15 protein-coding genes and 3 tRNA genes are annotated in these 18,528 nt (G+C 63.3%); 2 read left to right on the top strand and 16 right to left on the bottom strand.

The features are described 5' to 3' along the window. Window positions 1-100 precede the first annotated feature (100 nt). The 14 genes from G4923_RS12920 to G4923_RS12855 form a co-directional block, all read right to left on the bottom strand. Window positions 101-1,747 carry a hypothetical protein gene (locus tag G4923_RS12920; protein WP_163137304.1) on the bottom strand — a complete coding sequence of 549 codons (1,647 nt, stop codon included), beginning with the start codon at window positions 1,745-1,747 and terminating at the stop codon, window positions 101-103. 87 nt (window positions 1,748-1,834) lie between these two features. Further along, window positions 1,835-3,097: a hypothetical protein gene (locus G4923_RS12915; RefSeq protein WP_163137303.1), complete on the bottom strand. Its 1,263-nt coding sequence runs from the start codon at window positions 3,095-3,097 to the stop codon at window positions 1,835-1,837. Between the two features lie 106 nt (window positions 3,098-3,203). Further along, window positions 3,204-3,764 (bottom strand): hypothetical protein, encoded by a 561-nt coding sequence (locus G4923_RS12910; RefSeq protein ID WP_163137329.1) that lies wholly within the window; start codon window positions 3,762-3,764, stop codon window positions 3,204-3,206. A gap of 169 nt (window positions 3,765-3,933) precedes the next feature. After that, complete coding sequence (locus G4923_RS12905) at window positions 3,934-5,355, bottom strand: NAD(P)/FAD-dependent oxidoreductase (protein WP_163137302.1); 1,422 nt, start codon at window positions 5,353-5,355, stop codon at window positions 3,934-3,936. A gap of 80 nt (window positions 5,356-5,435) precedes the next feature. Next, window positions 5,436-6,260 (bottom strand): FTR1 family iron permease, encoded by an 825-nt coding sequence (locus tag G4923_RS12900; RefSeq protein WP_106887089.1) that lies wholly within the window; start codon window positions 6,258-6,260, stop codon window positions 5,436-5,438. After that, window positions 6,260-9,250: a YncE family protein gene (locus G4923_RS12895; RefSeq protein ID WP_163137301.1), complete on the bottom strand. Its 2,991-nt coding sequence runs from the start codon at window positions 9,248-9,250 to the stop codon at window positions 6,260-6,262. Before G4923_RS12895 ends, G4923_RS12900 begins: the two co-directional genes overlap by 1 nt. Before the next feature lie 4 nt (window positions 9,251-9,254). Next, window positions 9,255-9,704, bottom strand: a complete 450-nt coding sequence (locus G4923_RS12890) for a hypothetical protein (protein ID WP_163137300.1) — start codon at window positions 9,702-9,704, stop codon at window positions 9,255-9,257. Window positions 9,705-9,826: 122 nt separating this feature from the next. Next, window positions 9,827-10,312 (bottom strand): YqhA family protein, encoded by a 486-nt coding sequence (locus G4923_RS12885; protein ID WP_106887087.1) that lies wholly within the window; start codon window positions 10,310-10,312, stop codon window positions 9,827-9,829. A gap of 87 nt (window positions 10,313-10,399) precedes the next feature. Next, on the bottom strand, window positions 10,400-11,101 hold the full coding sequence (locus tag G4923_RS12880) for a proteasome-type protease (protein WP_163137299.1): 702 nt from the start codon (window positions 11,099-11,101) through the stop codon (window positions 10,400-10,402). Window positions 11,102-11,132: 31 nt separating this feature from the next. Then, a complete protein-coding gene (locus tag G4923_RS12875) occupies window positions 11,133-11,933 on the bottom strand; it encodes a transglutaminase family protein (RefSeq protein WP_042648101.1) in 801 nt (266 codons plus the stop codon). Continuing rightward, entirely contained in the window at window positions 11,930-12,856 is a 927-nt protein-coding gene (locus G4923_RS12870) for an alpha-E domain-containing protein (protein ID WP_106887085.1), read from the bottom strand. Before G4923_RS12870 ends, G4923_RS12875 begins: the two co-directional genes overlap by 4 nt. Further along, complete coding sequence (locus tag G4923_RS12865; RefSeq protein WP_163137298.1) at window positions 12,850-14,286, bottom strand: circularly permuted type 2 ATP-grasp protein; 1,437 nt, start codon at window positions 14,284-14,286, stop codon at window positions 12,850-12,852. Before G4923_RS12865 ends, G4923_RS12870 begins: the two co-directional genes overlap by 7 nt. Before the next feature lie 310 nt (window positions 14,287-14,596). Further along, window positions 14,597-14,672: transfer RNA gene (locus G4923_RS12860), tRNA-Asn, on the bottom strand. 2 nt (window positions 14,673-14,674) lie between these two features. Then, a tRNA-Asn gene (locus G4923_RS12855) sits at window positions 14,675-14,750 on the bottom strand. 556 nt (window positions 14,751-15,306) lie between these two features. Between G4923_RS12855 and dauA the strand changes: the two genes are divergently transcribed. Beyond that, window positions 15,307-17,043 carry a C4-dicarboxylic acid transporter DauA gene (gene dauA, locus G4923_RS12850; RefSeq protein WP_111912377.1) on the top strand — a complete coding sequence of 579 codons (1,737 nt, stop codon included), beginning with the start codon at window positions 15,307-15,309 and terminating at the stop codon, window positions 17,041-17,043. A gap of 182 nt (window positions 17,044-17,225) precedes the next feature. Further along, window positions 17,226-17,313 (top strand) — tRNA-Ser (locus G4923_RS12845). Window positions 17,314-17,525: 212 nt separating this feature from the next. Here the strand turns inward: G4923_RS12845 and G4923_RS21155 are convergent. Both G4923_RS21155 and G4923_RS12835 read right to left on the bottom strand, forming a co-directional pair. Beyond that, the gene (locus G4923_RS21155) at window positions 17,526-17,846 is read right to left on the bottom strand and encodes a type I restriction endonuclease (protein WP_204356829.1); all 321 of its coding nucleotides are present in this window, start codon (window positions 17,844-17,846) and stop codon (window positions 17,526-17,528) included. A 223-nt stretch (window positions 17,847-18,069) separates the two neighbouring features. After that, complete coding sequence (locus G4923_RS12835; RefSeq protein WP_163137297.1) at window positions 18,070-18,339, bottom strand: hypothetical protein; 270 nt, start codon at window positions 18,337-18,339, stop codon at window positions 18,070-18,072. Between the last annotated feature and the right edge of the window lie 189 nt (window positions 18,340-18,528).

Genomic DNA, 18,528 nt, shown 5'->3' with positions numbered 1-18,528 from the left:
GGCAGGGCAGGGAAAAGGGGCGAGTGTTGAGTCTATCAGCTTTGGCAGGCTTGAGCAGGTCTATCCTGCCCCGGCCCTTGAGGTCAGATCTGCGGCGGGATCAGCGCCCCGGACGCCTCGCCCTGTGGTGGCACAGAAGCAGCAGCCAGCCCAGCCACCCGAGCAAGGAGAGGGCATTGCCTGCCCGCTCGGGCCAGCGCGCCGTCAGCCTGAGGGTGAGGCTGTGGCTGCCCGCCGGCACCCAGAGCTGCATCAGGCCCTGGGGATTGGCGCCCACCGTCAGCATCAGGCGCTCGTCGAGCCAGGCCTGCCAGCCGGGGTAATCATACTGGTGCAGGACCAGCCGGGTCGGCACGGCCGCCGTCACCGCCAGGGTCAGGGCCCTGGGCTGCCAGCGGTGCACTGTCCAGCTGGCGCCCGGGGGCTCGGCGCTCACCGGGGGCTGGAACTCGTCCTTCCAGGCGAGCAGGGTCGGGGCGAACATGCCCCCCGGCACCATTCTTGGTCTGTATTCCCGGGCGCTGCGCTTGCTGTCGAACTCGAAGGCCATGGCCTCCCGGGTGGGGGCCTGGGTGAGGGGGGCGTGACGGACGTAGGCGAGGGTGGTGATCAGGGTCAGCAGGAGTGTTCCCCACCAGAGCCACTGCCAGGGGCGGTGAGTGGGGGTGCCCAGGGCCACCACGGCAACCGTGGCCAGGGTGAGGATGAGATTGAGCCGCCAGGGAAACTGCACCCGTTGCAGGGGGGGCAGCAGGCTCCAGAGGGGCTGACTCAGGGGCAGCATCATCAGGAAGGCTCCCACTCCGAGCGCCCCCCAGCAGAGCAGCTCGGGGTGGCGCGGCTCGCGGGCGGCGGCCCAGGCGATGAGCAGCAAGGCCAGGGTCAGCAGGCTCTGCCACGCCAGGTGGCCGCGAAAGCGCCAGTCCCCCCAGCCAGAAGGCAGGCGGTCGAGGAAGTTGCGCCGAAAGTCGAACATGCCGCCGCGCATCAGCTCCATGGAGATGGCCCCCTGATCCGCCAGGGCGGGCAGCAGCAGGGCCGCCGCCATACAAAGCCCCAGCCCCTGGGCCCCCAGGGCTATCCAGCAGGGTGCCAGGGTGCGGGATCGCCAGGCGAACCAGAGGGCGCGCACGCTGACCAGACCCATCATCAGCAGCAGGCTGGGCAGGTGGGAGAAGGCCAGCAGCGCCAGCCCCAGGATCAGCAGGGGCAGGCCCTGGCGCAGGCCGCGATGGGCGAGATCCTGGCCAAGCAGGATCAGCGGCGCCCAGGCGAAGGCCCAGAACTCCGCCAGGGCGAAGCGGGCATAGAGATCCATGGCCAGGTGATAGGGCAGGATCAGGTAGAGCAGGCTGACCGCCAGGGCCCGGCCCGGGGGTGTGGTGGCGCGCAGCCACAGATAGGCGAACGCGCCTGAGAGCAGCAGCGCCAGGGTGGCGCTGCCGAGCAGGGGATAGATGGCCTGCTGGGCGGGGGCGGCGGGGCCGGCAAAGAGGGCGCTGACATAGTAGGGGAGCGGGGGATAGAAGAAGAAGGTGGGGCTGCCAAAGCCGCCGTTCATGGCCATCAGCCAGCGGGGATAGAGCTCCCCCTGCCACAGCTGGCGGGCAAAATAGTGGCCGGAGAGCAGGTGGTGGAACAGATCGTGCCCCTGAGTGCCCCCCTGCAACCAGACAGGCAGCACCAGGAGCGCACTGGCCAGCGCCAGAACCAGGGGCACCAGTGCCCACTCCTTGCCTCCCTTCATGCATCCTCTCCCTGCCACGCCCATGCGCAGTGAGTGTAGACGAGTCAGCTGGCGCAGCGACGCGTTTGGGCCAGAGCCCTGAGCCTGTCAGCGCGGTATGGCGAGCCAGAGGCCGGGTTCGGCGCCAAAGCGGGGGGCAAACCAGTGCGCCTGGTGGGGGAGCGGCATCTCGCTCTGCGCTATGGAGCGGCGGCTGAGGCGGCAGGCCCCCTGGGTGAGCGCAAGGGCCGCATCCCCCTGGTACCAGCCATCGGTCACCGGCAATGCAGTGGTTTCCCTAAGCAGCCGTACCCCCCACTGGGTCACCAGGGCCGGGCAGGTTTTTTCTGCCAGCATGGCCGCCTGCACCATGGCGGGCGGCGCCGCAGGCGTGAGTGTGTTCGTCAGCAGCAAGAGGGCCCCCAGCATGGCAGGTCGCTCGCCCCATAGCGGCAGCCTGCCCGCCAGCAGCACTATGCCGAGCAGGGTGAGGGGGGCCAGATGGCGGGGATTGTCCGGGTTCTGGCCAAACAGGGTCCAGAGCAGCAGGGCGAGCCAGTAGAGGGTCCAGAGCGGGGAGAGGGCGGCTACTTGGTCTTTTGATCTTTGCCAGAGCGGCAGCACCAGCAAGGCTCCGACAGCCAAGGGCCAGAGCGGAGTGAGCTGATCATGGAAGGTGCGTGCCCAGCTCAGCAGCCGATCGCCGTGGGCCGCCGCCGTGTTGCCCCAGAGGGTGAAGTGGCCGTCGGTAAAGCGCCGCCCCTCGCCAAAATAGGCCCAGCCATCGGCCTGCCAGACAAAGAGCAGACTTATCAGCCCTACCAAAGCGATGGGCAGCAGAAACTTACGCCGCTCACCCTTGTGCTCTATCCCGAGCCAGAGCGGCAGCAGGGCCAGCACTAAGTAGGAGGGGCGAAGCGCCAGCAAGAGTCCCAGCAGCAGACCGGCCAGCGCTGGTTTGCGATTCTGCAAGGCCAGCAGCGTCCCGAGCCAGGCGGCGAGCGCGGGCCCGTCCGAGAGGCCGGAGAGGGCCAGCGTCGGCGTGAGCGGCAGGGCCAGCACCAGCAGCCAGACGGGGGCGAGCAGGCTTGGTCGCTGCCACAATCTCACCGCCAGCAAGGCGGCGAGCGGCGCTATCAGCGCTGTGCCCAAAAGGCTCGCCCACTGCACCGCAGCGGCGGGATCGTCCACCGCCAGATTGATGAGCCGCGCCAGCCAGATAAAGGCGGGGTAGCCCGGAAAGTGGGGGGAGAACTCCAGCACGCTAAAGCGCACCACCCCGTGGGCGAAGTTCAGGGCATCGTCGGAATCGAGGGCCACAGGGAAGGTAAATAGCCAGCCCGTCCAGACCAGTTGCAGAAGGATCAGCAAGTAGGGTCGATTAGCGAAGCGTAATCGGCCGTAGTGACGCCCCCCTTCTCCCCTTGCGGGAGAAGGGCCGGGGATGAGGGGGGCCGTCATCATCGATGAAATGTCATCAGAGCGGCGCCAGCACGGCCATCAGCGCTTTCTCGGCTTCTGCGAAGGCGGCAGCATCGGCGGGTTTGGCCCCCACCCCGAATACCCCAGGGTTGCCGATGGCATCCAGCACCCTGGCCAGCGCCTGTTCGGCGGCCTTGCGATCCCCTTCGCTGAGGGAGGGGAGGATCAAATCGAGGAAGCGCTTGCTCTTGACCACCAGCACCTTGGCGCTCTGGTAGTCGCCGAGGTTCTGCCCGGCCCCCTCGAGGCGACGCTCTATCTCCGCTTTATAGGCTCGGTTGAGCAGGGCGGCGGTGGCGGCGGCATCTTTCCCCTTGATGGCGGCGGCCAGGGGCGCTTGCAGTGTCACCTTGTGGTGCTCTTCCAGATAGGTAAGCTCGTCCGCAATCTCGCTCAAGGTGGCGCTGGCATCCTTGCCTTCACTGGCGGCGCCAAGCAATGCTTCGCGCGCATCGATCAGTGGCTCCTTGCCGGCGGCGGCGTAGGAGTAAGCCTGCACCTGGCCGCTCAGGGTCAGCAGCAGGGTGAGGGCGAGTAAACCCGGGCGTATGGTCATCCTGTTCTCCTTGTTGATTTGTCCTGACGGCATGGCGCCAGTCCTGATTCGTTGGACCCCACCCCGACCCTCCCTCTGTCAGGGGAGGGAGCAAATCGCGTTGCTGACAACGTCGGTAAAGCACCTCTCCCTTTCGAAGAGGGAGGTCGGGAGGGGGTTGTTCCTGTTGCTACGCCACGCTCTGGGTTTCGATCACGGTATTTTCGTTGCGATGATTGAAGATGGCGTGGCGTCTGTCCACCCCGTCGATCACCATGTCCGCAGCCATCATCCCCATCTCCATGGCGGTGTCGGTGAAGATGTAGCGAAATGTCCCCTGGCGACCTGTCATGATGAGGTTGGCTATAGGCATCAGCGCCTTGATGGCTTCGTTGCGGCGGGCCTGATAGCCAAGATCCATCAGCGGATAGGCGTACTCGCTTCGCGCCTCGAAGGTCTCATCGCCAAGTTTGGCGGTATCTACACCAAGCGTTGCCAGATCCTCTGTCACCCGGCCCCGCAGCTCGGCCAGCGGCGCCTGCCAGGTGGCATCCCCCGGGTTGCAGGGGATCTCCAGCATCACCGAGGTCTGGCCCTGTGGCGCCATAAAGGGGCTGCGGCGGCGTGGCTCCTGCAAGCGGGTGGCCAGAATATGGGGGTCGGAGAGGTACTGCCAGGTGTTGTCCGACAGGTTCTCCTGTTTAAGCGGCATATTGACGAAGCGAAGCGACCGGTAGTGGAGATCGCACGGCAAGCCCAGATGCTGGCAGGTGAGCGGCAGCGGCAGGGTGGAGATCACCTGATCAAAGTGCTCGCACTGCTCAACGTTATCTTGTGACCAATAGACCCGTTCAATCCGGCCATCGACCTGCTCGAGGCGGGTGATGGTAGCGCCTGTCTTGACCGTCACGCCTTCCGCCACCAGCCGCTCCCCCAGGGTGGTGAAGATCTGGCCGAAACCGTACTTTGGATAACGGTATTTGCGGGCATAGGTGCGCACCGAGAGGTTGCCGTTGCGTCTTGGCAGCAGGCGGCGTGCCACGTCTTTAAGGTCAATCAGGCTGATGCGCTGACCGGCCCAGTCGGCGGAGAGCTTGTCCGGGTTGATGCCCCACAGCTTGCCGGTGTAACCCTCGAAGAACTGGCGATAGAGGGTGCGGCCGAAGTGGCTCTGGATCCACTCGGCAAAGCTCGCCTTGGCGAAATCGTCCGGCTTCTTGGCAAAAGGCAACAGCAGCAGATCCTTCACCGCCCCCGCCATCAGGGTTAGGGGGGCAGTCCTCAGCAGGTTGGTGAGGTTCAAGGGGTAGTCATAGGTGCGCCCGCCGAAGCGGATCACGCTCTTTCGCTCGGCGTGGAGCAAGTCGTCCCCCATCAGCTCGTCGATAAAGGCGAGCAGCTCGGGGTTCTTGGTGATGAAGCGGTGGCCGCCGTAGTCGAAGCGATAGTCACCATCGCGCCCCTTGAAGGTCTGGGTGGCGCACATGCCCCCCACCACGCTCTCCTGCTCGAACAGGGTGACCGCATAACCGGCCTGGCACAGGCGCCAGGCGGCCATCAGACCGGCGGGACCGGCACCCAGTACCGCAATCTTCTTGTTGTTGTCGCTCATGAGTGTTCCGAAACGGCTTGATATCTAAGGGGACCGTGCCAGGGCGCGGCCCCCGAATGGGGTTGCAACCGGGGACGGGTTTAACCCTGCACCCGAGGGCGATAGCTGCGATGCCAGAGGGTGACGAAGATGGCCAGATAGGTGGCCCAGGTCAGCAACTGCAAGCCGGCGGGTGAGGCATTGTAGCCAAACAGGGCGCGCAGGAAGGTGCCGAAGACCCCCTGATCGTCGAGGATGTGGCTGATGTTGAACACGGGCGTGGTCCAGAAGGTGATGACGTCCGCCGCCTGCAACATGTTGACGGCGGACGACAGCAGCCCCGCGGCTATGATGATGATCAGCAGCCCGGTCCAGCGGAAGAAGGGGGCCAGCGCCACCTTGCGGGTGGAGCGCAGCAGCCCCCACACCAGCACCACTGAGACCAGCAGCCCCGCCAGCGCCCCCATCAGTCCCTCGTGCAGATCCACCCCTTGCCCGGAATAGACCAGGGCCGAGAAGAACAGTACGGTTTCAAAACCTTCCCGCATCACCGCGAGGAAGGCGAGCAGCACCAGACCGAACAGGTTGCCGCCGTCGATGGCGGCATCGATGCGCGCCGTCATGGCCCCCACCTGGGACTTGGCCTGTTTTTGCATCCAGATTGCCATATAGGTGAGCACCAGGGTGGCGAAGATCAGGATCCCCGCCATCAAGAGGTGGTTGTAACGCTCGCTCTCGAACTGGCTCACCACCACCTGGAACAGGAAGGCGACCACGAGGGAGGCGACAAGACCCAGCCCCACCCCCAGATAGATGAACTTGTTGTAGCGGCTTGCCCCCAGCTTGGCGAGGTAGGAGAGGCAGATGCCCACCAGCAGAAAGGCTTCCAGCCCCTCGCGCAGGGTAATGAGAAAACTTGCAAACATCAGGATTGAGGCTCCGTATCGGGCGTGACGGGGAGAGGCTGCAGGGTGAGTTGCAACCGATTTAGTTGTAGACGCGTGAGCAGCACTATGGGTGGCGCCGGCAGGCTCGGCTCGGCGGCGCGCACCGCATCACTGACCCACTTGGGGTAGGTGCGGAAATTGAGTCTGATATCGGCCTGGAAGGGCCCCTTGGCATCCGCCGGCAGCGGCCAGGCTTCATCGCGCCAGCCATCGGCCGGGATGCGGGTATCCGCCAGCAGCTTGGCGTAACGCCAGAACTTGAGCCCCACCGGTTTGCCCTCGGCATCACCGAATACTTTGCGAAACAGCCGCGCGTCCTCGGGCACGGCGCCCTCCACCGGCTGGCCGCTGGTGAGCACTATGTTGCCGCTGGCGTCTGTGACGGTCAGCTCCAGCCAGAGTTCACGAAAATCGGCCACCCCGGTGGGCAGGGCGTGGCCTGCGCCTGTGTTGGCGACCCGCACCACCAGTTGCTGCCCTTCGGCAGCCTGTTCGATGCGGGCAGAGAGGGTGGCGCTGGAGCGCAGCAGCGCCAGGCTCTCCTGCTCAAGGTCTGGATTTCGTAACCCCACCAGCTGGTGCTGGGCACCGGTGAAGTTGTGGCGATAGAGGCGCGCCTTCATTGTGCCGTTTTCGGTGGACTGGCCCGCCACAGGGGCGCCGCCGTTGCCCGGCTCGGGGTTCATATGGCAGTCGATGCAGGTGCGCCGCTTGGCGGGATCCTCCGCCTTGGCGAAGCTGGAGTTCTCCCACTCGTCCCAGGTGTTGACGATATTGGCGCCGCTGCCCGGGGCAAACTCGTTGTGGCATGACTTGCACAGGGCTGCATCCTGGTAGAAATCCTTCTGATAGGAGGCCTTGTGCATGGCGGGACGGGCATTGATCTGCCGCTCTGCCAGCCAGTGGCGGGCGCTCCCCCCCGGGGCATCCTCGAACACATAGCTCTCGCGGTCTTTCAAATTCACGGTAAAGGCGCTGTTGCCGCCCGCATCTTCGAGCCTTGTGATGCGATGGCAGAGCACGCAACCTGTCCCTTCCTCCACCACGGGTTCGCCTGCCTTGTGGGCGGCAATGAGCGAGGCGCCCCCCTGCTCGAACATGTGGGAGCCCTTGGGCAGATCCATCTGGCCTGTCATCACCTGCTGGGGCATGTGGCAGCCCTGACACCACTGGCCGAAGGCTTCCCCTTCGGTTTCGCGGGCCAGCGCCTGCACCACCTTGTAGTAGGGGTGGGAGTTGCCCATCAGTCTGTGGTTGCTCTCGCTCCAGTCCTTGAACGCCTCTTGGTGGCAGTTCTGGCAGGAGGCGGAGTTGAGCCACTCCTTGGGATGGGTGGTCGGCGCCTTGGTGGGATCCCTGCGCGGGGCATCGAGTCGCAGCCAGTTGGCGAGATAGGGGAGGTTGCCATCGGCGGTGACGAAGGCGTGCAGATCCTCCATCATCGCCTTCACCTCGGGCTGGGGCTTGGCGGGATCCACAGTCTCGGCCCCATCGCGACCATCGTGGCCCATGCCGCCCTGAGTCTGCTGGGTCATGCGCAGGTATTCGCCGACGAAGTCCCCCGCCACCATGTTGGCGAGGTTGGCGTGGCCGTTGATGGCGTTGTCGCCGTTCTGCTGGCGATGGGCCGCCATCAGATGGCGGTTGGTGAAGTTGAACCCGTCCAGATGGCAGGAGTTGCAGCTCATCCAGTTGTCCCCGGCCATGGGGAAGCGGGCATTGGCGGCGGTGTTGCCCAGGTTGAATAGCCGCTCGCCGCGCTTGAGCGGTTCGGGGCGCGGATCCGTCGTTACCAGTTTGGCAAAGTGGGGCACATCGACGGTGACCCGGGCGAAGGGGCCGCTGCCGCCGCTATGGAGGCGGGTAAGATCCTGCCCCATGGCGTTGTGCACCAGAATGTGGTCGTCATCAACCAACAAGTCCCGCGGATTTTGGCCCGGCAGGTGGCGCAAGAGCTGGGTCGCCTTGGCGCCCCCCTGGAACTTCTTGCGTCTGTGACGGTTGCTGTTGGATTTACCGCTGCGCGACAAGTCGAACACCAGCAGATCTTCCGAGCCCGCCAGGGTCAGGTAGACCCGCTTGCCATCGGCGGCGAAGCGCGCGGCGAAGGGGTTGGAGACGATCTGGCTGCGGTTGCCGACGCTTGGCAGATTGATCTGCAAGAAGAGCTGCTTGCGCTCGTCTACCCGTTCTTGCTCCTCATCGAGATCTATGATGGAGACGGCCGGGAAGACGGTGCTCTGAAACTGGAAGGGGTGGTCGAAACTCCACAGCACATGAGGCAGCCAGGCTTCGCTGCCATCGGGGGAGAGGGCTATGCCGTCCAGCAGGCGTGGCAATCCCTGAGAGTCGCTCGGCGTATCGCTATGGGTCTCGGCCAAGGTAATGAGCTTGGGCTTGGGTAAGGCGGCGCCCTTGGCGCCGTTGCCAAGCTTGGCGAGATCATAGATGGCGAGCTGGCCGGTCATGGCGTGGGTGAGCAGCAGGCGATCATCGTCGGTCAGCGCCAGCCCGCGGGGTGTCTCGGCAACGGTCACATCCAACTGGAGCTTGCCCGAGCTGTCATAGGCCTGCAGGCGAGCCGATTCGAACAGCGTGACCCAGAACCAGCGCCGCTTGGGATCGAAGATGACGCCGTAGGGTCTATGGCCGGTGGGGATAGCCCTCTCCAAGTCGAGATCTTCGTCCAGCAGCAGCAGGCGATCGCCGCTGTAGTCGGTGACCAGCAGGGTGCCGTCATCGGCACGGGCCAGCTGGCGCAGATCGCCCCCCAGCTGCACCTCTTTTATTCCCTTGCCGCTGCCCCGCTCGAGCAGGGTGACGGAGCCGGCGCTCTGGTTGGCTACCAGCAGGCGAGGGGCGTCGCCCTCGTCATAGGCTACCATGGCCGTGCCCATCTCCTGGGCGCTGGCAAGGGGGCTGGCCAGCAGCAGGGCGGCAAACATCAGGGATAACAACAACTTCAACATAAGATCATGTGCGCCATTTCAAGATGGTCCAGCGCCAGGCGTGGCGCAGCACCAGGGGCGTCAACGCTAGTGCGCTCAGCCAGTGGGCCCAGCTGGCGAGGTTGCCCAGGCTGTCCCCCGGGGTACCGTGCAGCACCAGCAACAGGCCGCTGGCGAGACAGACCAGCAGCAAGCCTTCGATGATGCGGCCGGTGGTGCGCAGAAAGGGTTTGCGGCTCTTGTTCAGCAGGCTGCGATGGGAGAGCCAGAAGGCGCCAAACAACAGGGGAAACAGGGAGAGGGAGAGCATCACATGGAGAAACAGGTTCCAGCGTGCCAGGGACCAGACCGGGGTCAGTGGCTCCCACAGCAGCAGGCCGGAGAAGAACATCAGGTAGAGGGAGCCCTCGGCGGCCTGATGGTGATAGGTCAGCCATTGCCAGAGGTGTCGCGGTGAGAGGGAAAGGCTTGTCATAGGTGCTCCAGCACCCGGGCGGTTCGGCCCGGGGCGAGCAAGTTTACAATGGGGTAAGGGTAATGAAAAGAGTTATCAATTCGGCCACTGATGAATAGATCCTGAATGAAATCAGGGCCGGGTCACTTGTGATCAGCCAGCCGCTCCGTGATGGCGTAGATGAGGGCGGCGGTGGAGAAGGCCAGGAAGACGATGACAGACCACTTCATCTCTATCTCGTTGCCGGTGCCATCTTCCAGGAAGGCCTTGAGCACTTCGATCCCGGCTATGGTCACCAGGGAGTTGATGACGATGAGTTTGAGGGAGGCGAAGTTGATCTTGCTGAGCCAGTTGTCCCCCAGGGCCGCCCGCTGCTCCGGGGTCTTGATGAACTGCACATAGCCGCAGATGGCCACCAGGATCAGCATCTGGGCCACCAGCACGAAGTCCACCAGGGTGAGCACCCCTGTGATGAGATCCAGATAGTCGATCTCGATGATGTCGCGGCACAGCACATAGAGCTGCATGGCAAATTTCACCATCAAGAGGGCGACGCACACCAGGATGCAGACATAGAAGGGGAACATCATCAGCCGGCTGCCGTTGAGCATGAAGTTGAAGCGGCGCATGGGGACTCCATCGAGAGGGAAGCGAATGGCAGCCAGAATATCTGGAAAGAGGGGGGCGGGAAAGCGCCATGGCGCTCCCTCGCCCGTTCAGAGGGGGAAGGGGGGGAGATCTCGAAACAGCCGCTGCAACCCCTCGCCCCAGGCCTTGCGCAGGGCCTGGAAGTGGGGATTCTGCTCTGTGATGCGGTGCAGCTGTGCCGCCGAGAAGCTCCCCTCGGAATAGACGAGCGCATCCAGGGGCAGGCCCACCGAGAGGTTGCTGCGCAGGGTCGAGTCGATGGAGATGAGGGCGCACTGCATGGCGGTCTGGAGCGGCGTCTCGTACTGGATGATGCGATCTATGATGGGCTTGCCGTACTTGCTCTCACCAATCTGGAAGTAGGGGGTGTCCGGGCCCGCCTCGATGAAGTTGCCCTCCGGATAGATGTGGAACAGGCGGTGGCGCTCCCCCCGGATCTGGCCCCCCAGCAGTATGTTGCAGCCGAAGTTGACATGCCCCTGCTGCTGGCCCCCATCCCGGCTGATGACGGTGCGTATGGTCTGGCCTATGAGGGCCGCGACCTCGTACAGGCTGGGGAGGCTGAGCAGACCCGTCCCCTCCGTCAGCAGGCTGATGACACTCTGGGTGGTGGCCAGGTTGCCGGCGCTTTGCAGCACTATCACCCTGTCCTCCTGGGTGAAGAGGTGCAGCTTGCGGAAGGTGGCGATGTGGTCCACCCCCGCATTGGTGCGCGAGTCGGAGGCGAAGACGATGCCATCTTGCAGGCACATGGCGACGCAATAGGTCATGGCCGCGCTCCCGCCAGCACTTCCTGGGCCCTCATTGCTGCTGCCCATCCAGGCGGGTGACCCGCGCCTGGCTCTGCAACTGCTCGCAGCCGCCGCCGTAGCGCACACCGCGCACCGGGCAGGCATCCAGGTAGTCCATGCCGACCGCCAGCTTGAGGTGTTCGTTGGCGGAGCAGGTGAGGTTGGTGACATCGAAGGTGTGCCAGCGCGCCTCAATCCACACCTCGGCCCAGGCGTGCATCGCCACGTGGCTGCTGTCCTGGCTGTAGAGGTAACCGCTCACGTACCTGGCCGGCAGACCGGCGTGGCGGCAGCAGGCCAGGAAGACATGGGTGTGGTCCTGACAGACGCCGCTGCCCGAGGCGAGGGCCTCGTCGGCGCTGAAGGTGGCGTCCGTGCTGCCCGGCTGATAGGGCATGCGGGCCAGGATGCGCGCCATCAGGCCCTGCAGGTCGGCCTGGGTCGGCTCGGAGGGCAGGCACTCCTGCGCCAGGGCGCGCAGGGCCTCGCTTGGGCAGGTGAGGGTGGTGGGCCTCAGGTAGCTCAGGGGAGAGATGAGGGAGTGCTCTTCGTCCTCCTGTGCATCGTCGCGGATCTCCACCTCGCCACGGGCGCGGATGAGGATCCCCTCGTGGGGGGACTCCAGGCTCAGCACATGCAGTATGTTGCCGTAACCGTCCGTGGTGCAGGTGGCTTCGCCGGGCAGCTCCAGCTGCCAGGAGAGGATCTGCTGGCGGGCCGTGCTGTGGGGGGTCAGGCGCAGGTACTGGGTGCTGCGGCGCACCACGTCGGCATAGTGGTAGCGAGTCTGGTGATCGATGATGAGTCTCATAATACCTCCAGGTAGGCGGCGTGGATGCTCTGGCCGATGGCGCCGATGTCGCTGAGAAAGTCCCTCAGGTACGCCTGCATGCCGAGGGCGAACACATCCTCGATGGCGCCATAGGTCAGATGGGCGTTGAGTATGGTGGTGAGGCGGCGCGGCGCCTGGCCGGCGTTGCCTTCGATCTGGGCCAGGATGTGCTCCATCTCGTCGAGGCAGGCCCGCAGGGAGCGCGGCACCTCGTTGCGCAGGATCAGCAGCTCGGCGATGGAGGCGTGGGAGAGGGTCTTGTAGAGGGTCTGGTGCGCCTCGTAGGCCCCCACCGAGCGCAGCAGGGCGTTCCAGCGGTAGAACTCGCGCACGCTGTCCTCGTCCTCCCGGATCACCTGATACTTGACGGTAAGGATGCGCGCCGTGTTGTCGGCTCGCTCGATGAAGGTGCCAAGGCGCAGGAACCAGAGCACGTCCCCCCGCATCATGGTGCCGTAGGTGGCGCCACGGAACTGGTGGGATCGCTCCTTGATCCAGTCGAAGAACTCCTGTGCCTGGCCGCTGGACAGGCCCGCCTTGCGGCGCCTGCGTATCTCTATCCAGGCGGCGTTGATGCTCTCCCACACCTCTCCCGGGATCTTGCCGCGCACCCCGTGGGCATTGTCCCTGGCCATGCGCAGGCAACTGAAGATGCTGCTCGGGTTCTCCTCGTCGAAGCAGAAAAATTGCAGCAGGTTCTCCATGTTCACCTGGCCGTAGCGGGCGAGGAAAGGTTCGTGGGTGCCGCTGATGGTGAGGGGGGCCAGCAGCTCGCTGTGATCGGCGTCGATGGAGGGCATCAGCGACATGGTCTGGGTGACGTCCAGCATGCGCGCCGTGTTCTCCGCCCGCTCCAGGTGGCGGGACATCCAGTAGAGTTCGCTTGCGGTGCGGCTCAGCATGGGTTGCCCTCCATGACCCAGGTGTCCTTGGTGCCGCCGCCCTGGGAGGAGTTCACCACCAGGGAGCCCTCGGTGAGGGCGACCCGGGTCAGGCCGCCCGGCACCAGGCGCAGCTCCTGGCCGGTGAGCACGAAGGGACGCAGGTCGATGTGGCGGGGGGCTATGCCCGCCTCGACGAAGGTGGGGCAAGTAGACAGGGAGAGGGTGGGCTGGGCTATGTAGTTGTCGGGCCTAGCCTTGAGCAGCTCGCGAAAACGGGCCAGCTCCTCGCGGCTGGCGCAGGGGCCGATCAGCATGCCGTAGCCGCCGGCGCCATGGACCTCCTTGACCACCAGCTCCTCCAGGTGCGCCAGCACATAGGCCAGGGCATCGGGTTCCCGGCACTGCCAGGTGGGGACGTTGTTGAGGATGGGCTCCTCCCCCAGGTAGAAGCGGATCATCTCCGGCACATAGGGGTAGATTGACTTGTCATCGGCCACCCCGGTGCCGATGGCATTGGCCAGCACCACGCCGCCGGCGCGATAGACAGAGAGCAGGCCCGGCACGCCTATGAGAGAGTCCGGGTTGAAGGCCAGGGGATCCAGGTAGTCGTCGTCGATGCGGCGATAGATGACATCCACCCGTTTCAGCCCAGTGGTGGTGCGCATCAGAACCTGACCATCCTTGACCACCAGATCCGCGCTCTCCACCAGCTCCACCCCCATCTGCTGGGCGAGGAAGCTGTGCTCGAAGTAGGCGCTGTTGAAGCGGCCCGGGGTCATCACCACCACGCAGGGGTTGTCCACCGGGCTGCTCTCGCGCAGGGTCTGCAGCAAGAGAGCCGGGTAGCGCTCCACCGGCGCTATGGGCTGGTTGTGAAACAGCTCCGGGAAGAGGCGCATCATCATCTTGCGGTTCTCCAGCATGTAGGAGACCCCGGAGGGGGTGCGCAGATTGTCCTCCAGCACGTAGTAGTCACCGTCGCTGTTGCGGATGATGTCGACCCCTGTGATGTGGACATAGGTGTTGCGGTGCAGGTCGACCCCCTGCATGCAGGGCTGGTACTGGGCATTGGTGAGGATCTGGGCGGCCGGGATCACCCCCGCCTTCAGGATGCGCTGATCGTGATAGATGTCGTGCAGGAAGGCGTTGAGGGCGGTGACGCGCTGGCGGATCCCCTTGTCCAGATGCTGCCACTCCTGGGCGGGAATGATGCGGGGAATGCTGTCGAACGGGATAAGGCGCTCGGCGCCATCGCCATCCCCATAGACGTTGAAGGTGATGCCGACCCGGTGAAACAGTAGATCGGCCTCCTCACGCTTGCGTTCTATGCTCTTCTCGTCGGTTTGGTGCAGCCACGCCAGGTAGGCGTGGTAGTGATCGCGAAACTGGTTGTTGGCGAGCAACATCTCGTCGTAGCAACCGGGTCCGGGCGGCTTGATGGGTAGCATAGGCAACTCCTTGTGACGTCCCTGAGGTCAGGAATTGCAAGGGCTGTGCCAGTCAACTGAGTCGCTATGAAGGCCGATATCAGTAATTTTATACTGATAAATCAGAAGGATGAGTGCGTTGTCATCAAAGGGGAAAGGACGCTGCACCAGACTGGTACCCCAGAGAGGGTAGTCCTGCGTCATCTTGTGGCAGCGCCCCAGGCGCGATGAGCAGAGGCGGATAGGGAGGGGAGGCCGCGCAGCTTCGCCTTGCCCCGCGCTGGGGCAGGGGAAACGAAAAAGCCCAGTCCTGAGACTGGGCTTTAGAAGATGGCTCCCTCGACAGGACTTGAACCTGTGACATACGGATTAACAGTCCGCCGTTCTACCGACTGAACTACGAGGGAATTGGCTCCTCCTACTGGACTTGAACCAGTGACATACGGATTAACAGTCCGCCGTTCTACCGACTGAACTAAGGAGGAATTGCCTGTCTCGTCGAGACGGAGCGGATATTAATGATCCCTCGGACGGGTGTCAACCCGCCATTCCACGGAAAAATGGCTTTTCGGCCCGTTTGCCCAAAACTTGGGCGCTGTGGACTATTTTCAGCACAATCAGCAGCTTGAGGTGCCCTGCCTGCGGCCACGGTTGAGCTGGCCGTGAAGGCGTGCCCCGGCCTGGAGGGGGCAGGCAATGGATGAGCCGATCATGGAGGGGGGAGGTGATGCATATCGGCGATATACCGATTGCCGATGGACTTGCCTCTGAGGCGTTGGGAGGGGGATGCGGGGAAGATGCTGATTCGCGATGAGCAAATAACTGCAGGGATGGCTGGGAAAATCGGCGATATGCGAGCTATCGATGACAATAATGCAGGGTAATGGCCATTTCTTGATCCTGCCCATCGAATTATCGGGCCGGCTCGGGTATGGTTGCTCTGGATACCATCGCCGCGTCGACAGCTCTGCCGGCCCTTGATGATGATCGGGTGCCGGTTCACTCCGGCCTTTGTCTCCCTCTTCTGGTATTACCCTAGACATGCACAATCAAGCTTCCTTACAAGGCGTGAAGCTGGCTATCGCATTGCGCCAATCCTGCATCGATGAACCCTATAGCGTGGCGCGCTTCGGCCGCGACCTCATCGCCGGCATCACGGTCGGCATCATCGCCATTCCGCTCGCCATGGCGCTGGCCATCGCCAGCGGGGTGCCGCCCCAGCACGGCCTCTACACCGCCATCATCGCCGGCATCGTCATCGCCGTGACGGGGGGCTCGCGCTTCTCCATCTCGGGGCCGACCGCCGCCTTTGTGGTGATCCTCTATCCGGTGGCCCAGCAATTCGGGGTGGGGGGCCTCTTGATGGCGACCCTCATCTCCGGCTTCTTCCTGGTGGCCATGGGGATGGCGCGCCTCGGTCGCCTCATCGAATACATTCCGCCCTCGGTGACCCTGGGCTTCACCGGCGGCATCGCCATCGTGATCGCCACCTTGCAGATCAAGGACTTCTTCGGCCTGCACGTTCCCGAGATGCCGGAAACCTATGTCGGCAAGGTGCAGGCGCTGGCCCATGCCCTGCCCAGCTGGCAGTGGGGTGATACCCTGGTGGGGGTGGCCACCCTGGCGGTGCTGCTGCTCTGGCCAAGATTGCGGCTGCCGGTGCCGGGTCACCTGCCGGCCGTGCTGGTGGGGGTAGGCCTGGGGGTCGGCCTGCACGCCCTGGGCGTGGACGTGGCCACCATAGGCAGCAAGTTCAGCTATACCCTGGCCGATGGCACTCAGGGCATGGGGATACCCCCCATAGCGCCGACCCTGGTGATGCCCTGGGCCCTGCCCGGGCCGGACGGCGCCCCCGTGGTCTGGGATTTGGCGGCCATAGAACGGCTGCTGCCCGCCGCCTTCTCCATGGCCATGCTGGGAGCCATTGAATCCCTGCTCTGCGCCGTGGTGCTGGACGGCATGACGGGGCGCAAGCACAGCTCCAACGGCGAGCTGGTGGGGCAGGGGCTTGGCAACATACTGGCCCCCTTCTTCGGCGGCATCACGGCGACGGCCGCCATCGCCCGCTCCGCCGCCAACGTGCGGGCGGGGGCCACCTCGCCCATCTCCGGCATAGTCCATGCGCTGGTGGTGCTGGCCGCCATTCTGGTGCTGGCCCCCTGGCTCTCCTGGCTGCCGCTCTCCGCCATGGCTGCCCTGCTGCTGCTGGTGGCCTGGAACATGAGCGAGGCTCACAAGGTGGTGGATCTGGTGCGCCGGGCGCCCCGCTCGGATGTGCTGGTGCTGCTGGTCTGCCTGTCCCTCACCGTCATCTTCGACATGGTCATCGCCATCACCTTCGGGGTGATCCTGGCGTCCCTGCTGTTCATGCGTGAAATCGCCAAGATGACCCGACTGCACAACCTGGCCGAGCACGGTCGATATGCCAGCGAAGTGCCGGCGCAGACCCTGCTCTACAAGATCAACGGTCCCCTGTTCTTTGCCGCCGCCGAGCGGGTCTTCGAGGAGCTGCTGGCCCAGGTTGGGGAGCACAAGGCGCTGATCCTGCAGATGGAGGCCGTCTCCATCCTGGACGCCGGCGGGCTCTCTGCCTTCCAGCAATTTGCCAGGCGCATGGCCAAGTCGGGCGTCCAGCTGAAGGTGGCCGAGTTGCAGTTCCAGCCCCTCAAGACCCTGGCGCGGGCCAAAGTGCGTCCTGTCCCGGGTGAGCTGGAGTTCTACGGCTCGCTGGAGGAGGCTATCAGAGGGGAACATTTGCACGAAGCGATTGAAAATTGACGTAAAGGGATAGGAAACGGCATCTTTTTGGTCAGTTGGTTCGCAAATTGAGCAAACGATAGCAAAAGATGAAAAATGAGATTGACCGGCTTGCTCCTATCCCTTACATTACGCCCCGTTCCAGCGCAGCAGCGCAACGAACCACGTGGCGATTGAACACGTTAAACGGCAGTCAAAAATTTGGTGAGGTGTCCGAGTGGCTGAAGGAGCACGCCTGGAAAGTGTGTATACGGCAACGTATCGAGGGTTCGAATCCCTCCCTCACCGCCAAATGATAAGCCCAAGCAATTGAATTGCTTGGGCTTTTTCTTTATGCGTTATTTTTGATATGCCATCCACTATGCCATCTGATGTTGGCTGGTACGGAACTATCTCGTACCCTGTTGGACAATGTGGTCGATGATTCACGGGTTGTCACCTACGGGACAAGAGCGATCATCATGTGCTATCTAGATAGGGATAACGCCCACCTCCCACGTAGCTTAATGAGCGTTATCTCTTATCTCGTCGGTTTTGAACAACCCTGGAATCTGATTCTTGTAAGTCTGCAACTGGTTGAACATGGCCAGCAGCAAGCCATTTATGAACACCGCCACATCGGGCTGCCGGTTATTCTGACTGCAGATCACCACAAACTGGCTTACCGCCAGCAAGTCGTTCTGCTCCGGTTGCTCAACGTTGATGAGCGCTGTCTTGCCAGCAGTCACAGTGCAGTTGTTCACGTAGTGCTGGACGTACACACCTTCTGTCATCAGCTTGTGGATGCGGCGGTTTTCGAGCAACGATGACAGTTCGGATTGCATCACGCGGCACAAGGAGTCCTGCTTGACCTCTCCAGTGGTAGGCTAGGGCTCAGACGTGCGACAGCGTCTTAGAGTCGTTCCTTGAGGACGCTCTCATCGTGACTCTCGCGCTCTGATCGATGTCCATCAGGGCCGATGACCTCCTAGCGTGCGATGCTGTATTCCAACTCTCCCAACTGTTCCAGTAATGCCAGTTCCACCGAGGCCTTGGATAAAAAAACCATTAGCCTTCTCCTTGTTCCACCACAAACTCGATGATTGATATCCCACCACCGTTGTCATCGCCATTCCACTCGGCTGGTACATTTGGTGTTTTGTCGACATTGTTGGCCGCGCCATCATCGCCTCCGCCAAACAGGGAGAAACTGGAGTGACCTGCCTGCGAACAGAACAATACGCCATTCCCTCGCATAGCAGATGTGGATTGGCCAGCCGCACGCCCTATAAAAATGGTTTTAGCCTTGGCCGTCTCGTCTATCAGATCCTGGATCACTCGGTTCCATCCGCGGGTTCTAGGCTTCGGCTTGACAAAGACCTTGCCAGCATTGCCCGCTATAAAGTCCACATGTAGTGGTCTAATCCTCCCGGCCACCATTTTAGGTTGTACAGTCGCCACCATTCCTTGAGGTGTTCAATGACAAGATTAAGTCCCTCATTTACTGCTCAATTCAAACCCGAAACC

Origin of the sequence: Aeromonas rivipollensis (assembly GCF_010974825.1) — a bacterium.
GTDB classification, from domain to species: Bacteria; Pseudomonadota; Gammaproteobacteria; order Enterobacterales; family Aeromonadaceae; genus Aeromonas; species Aeromonas rivipollensis.
Note: the sequence above shows the minus strand (reverse complement) of the source record. Positions and strands in the feature narration are given on the sequence as shown.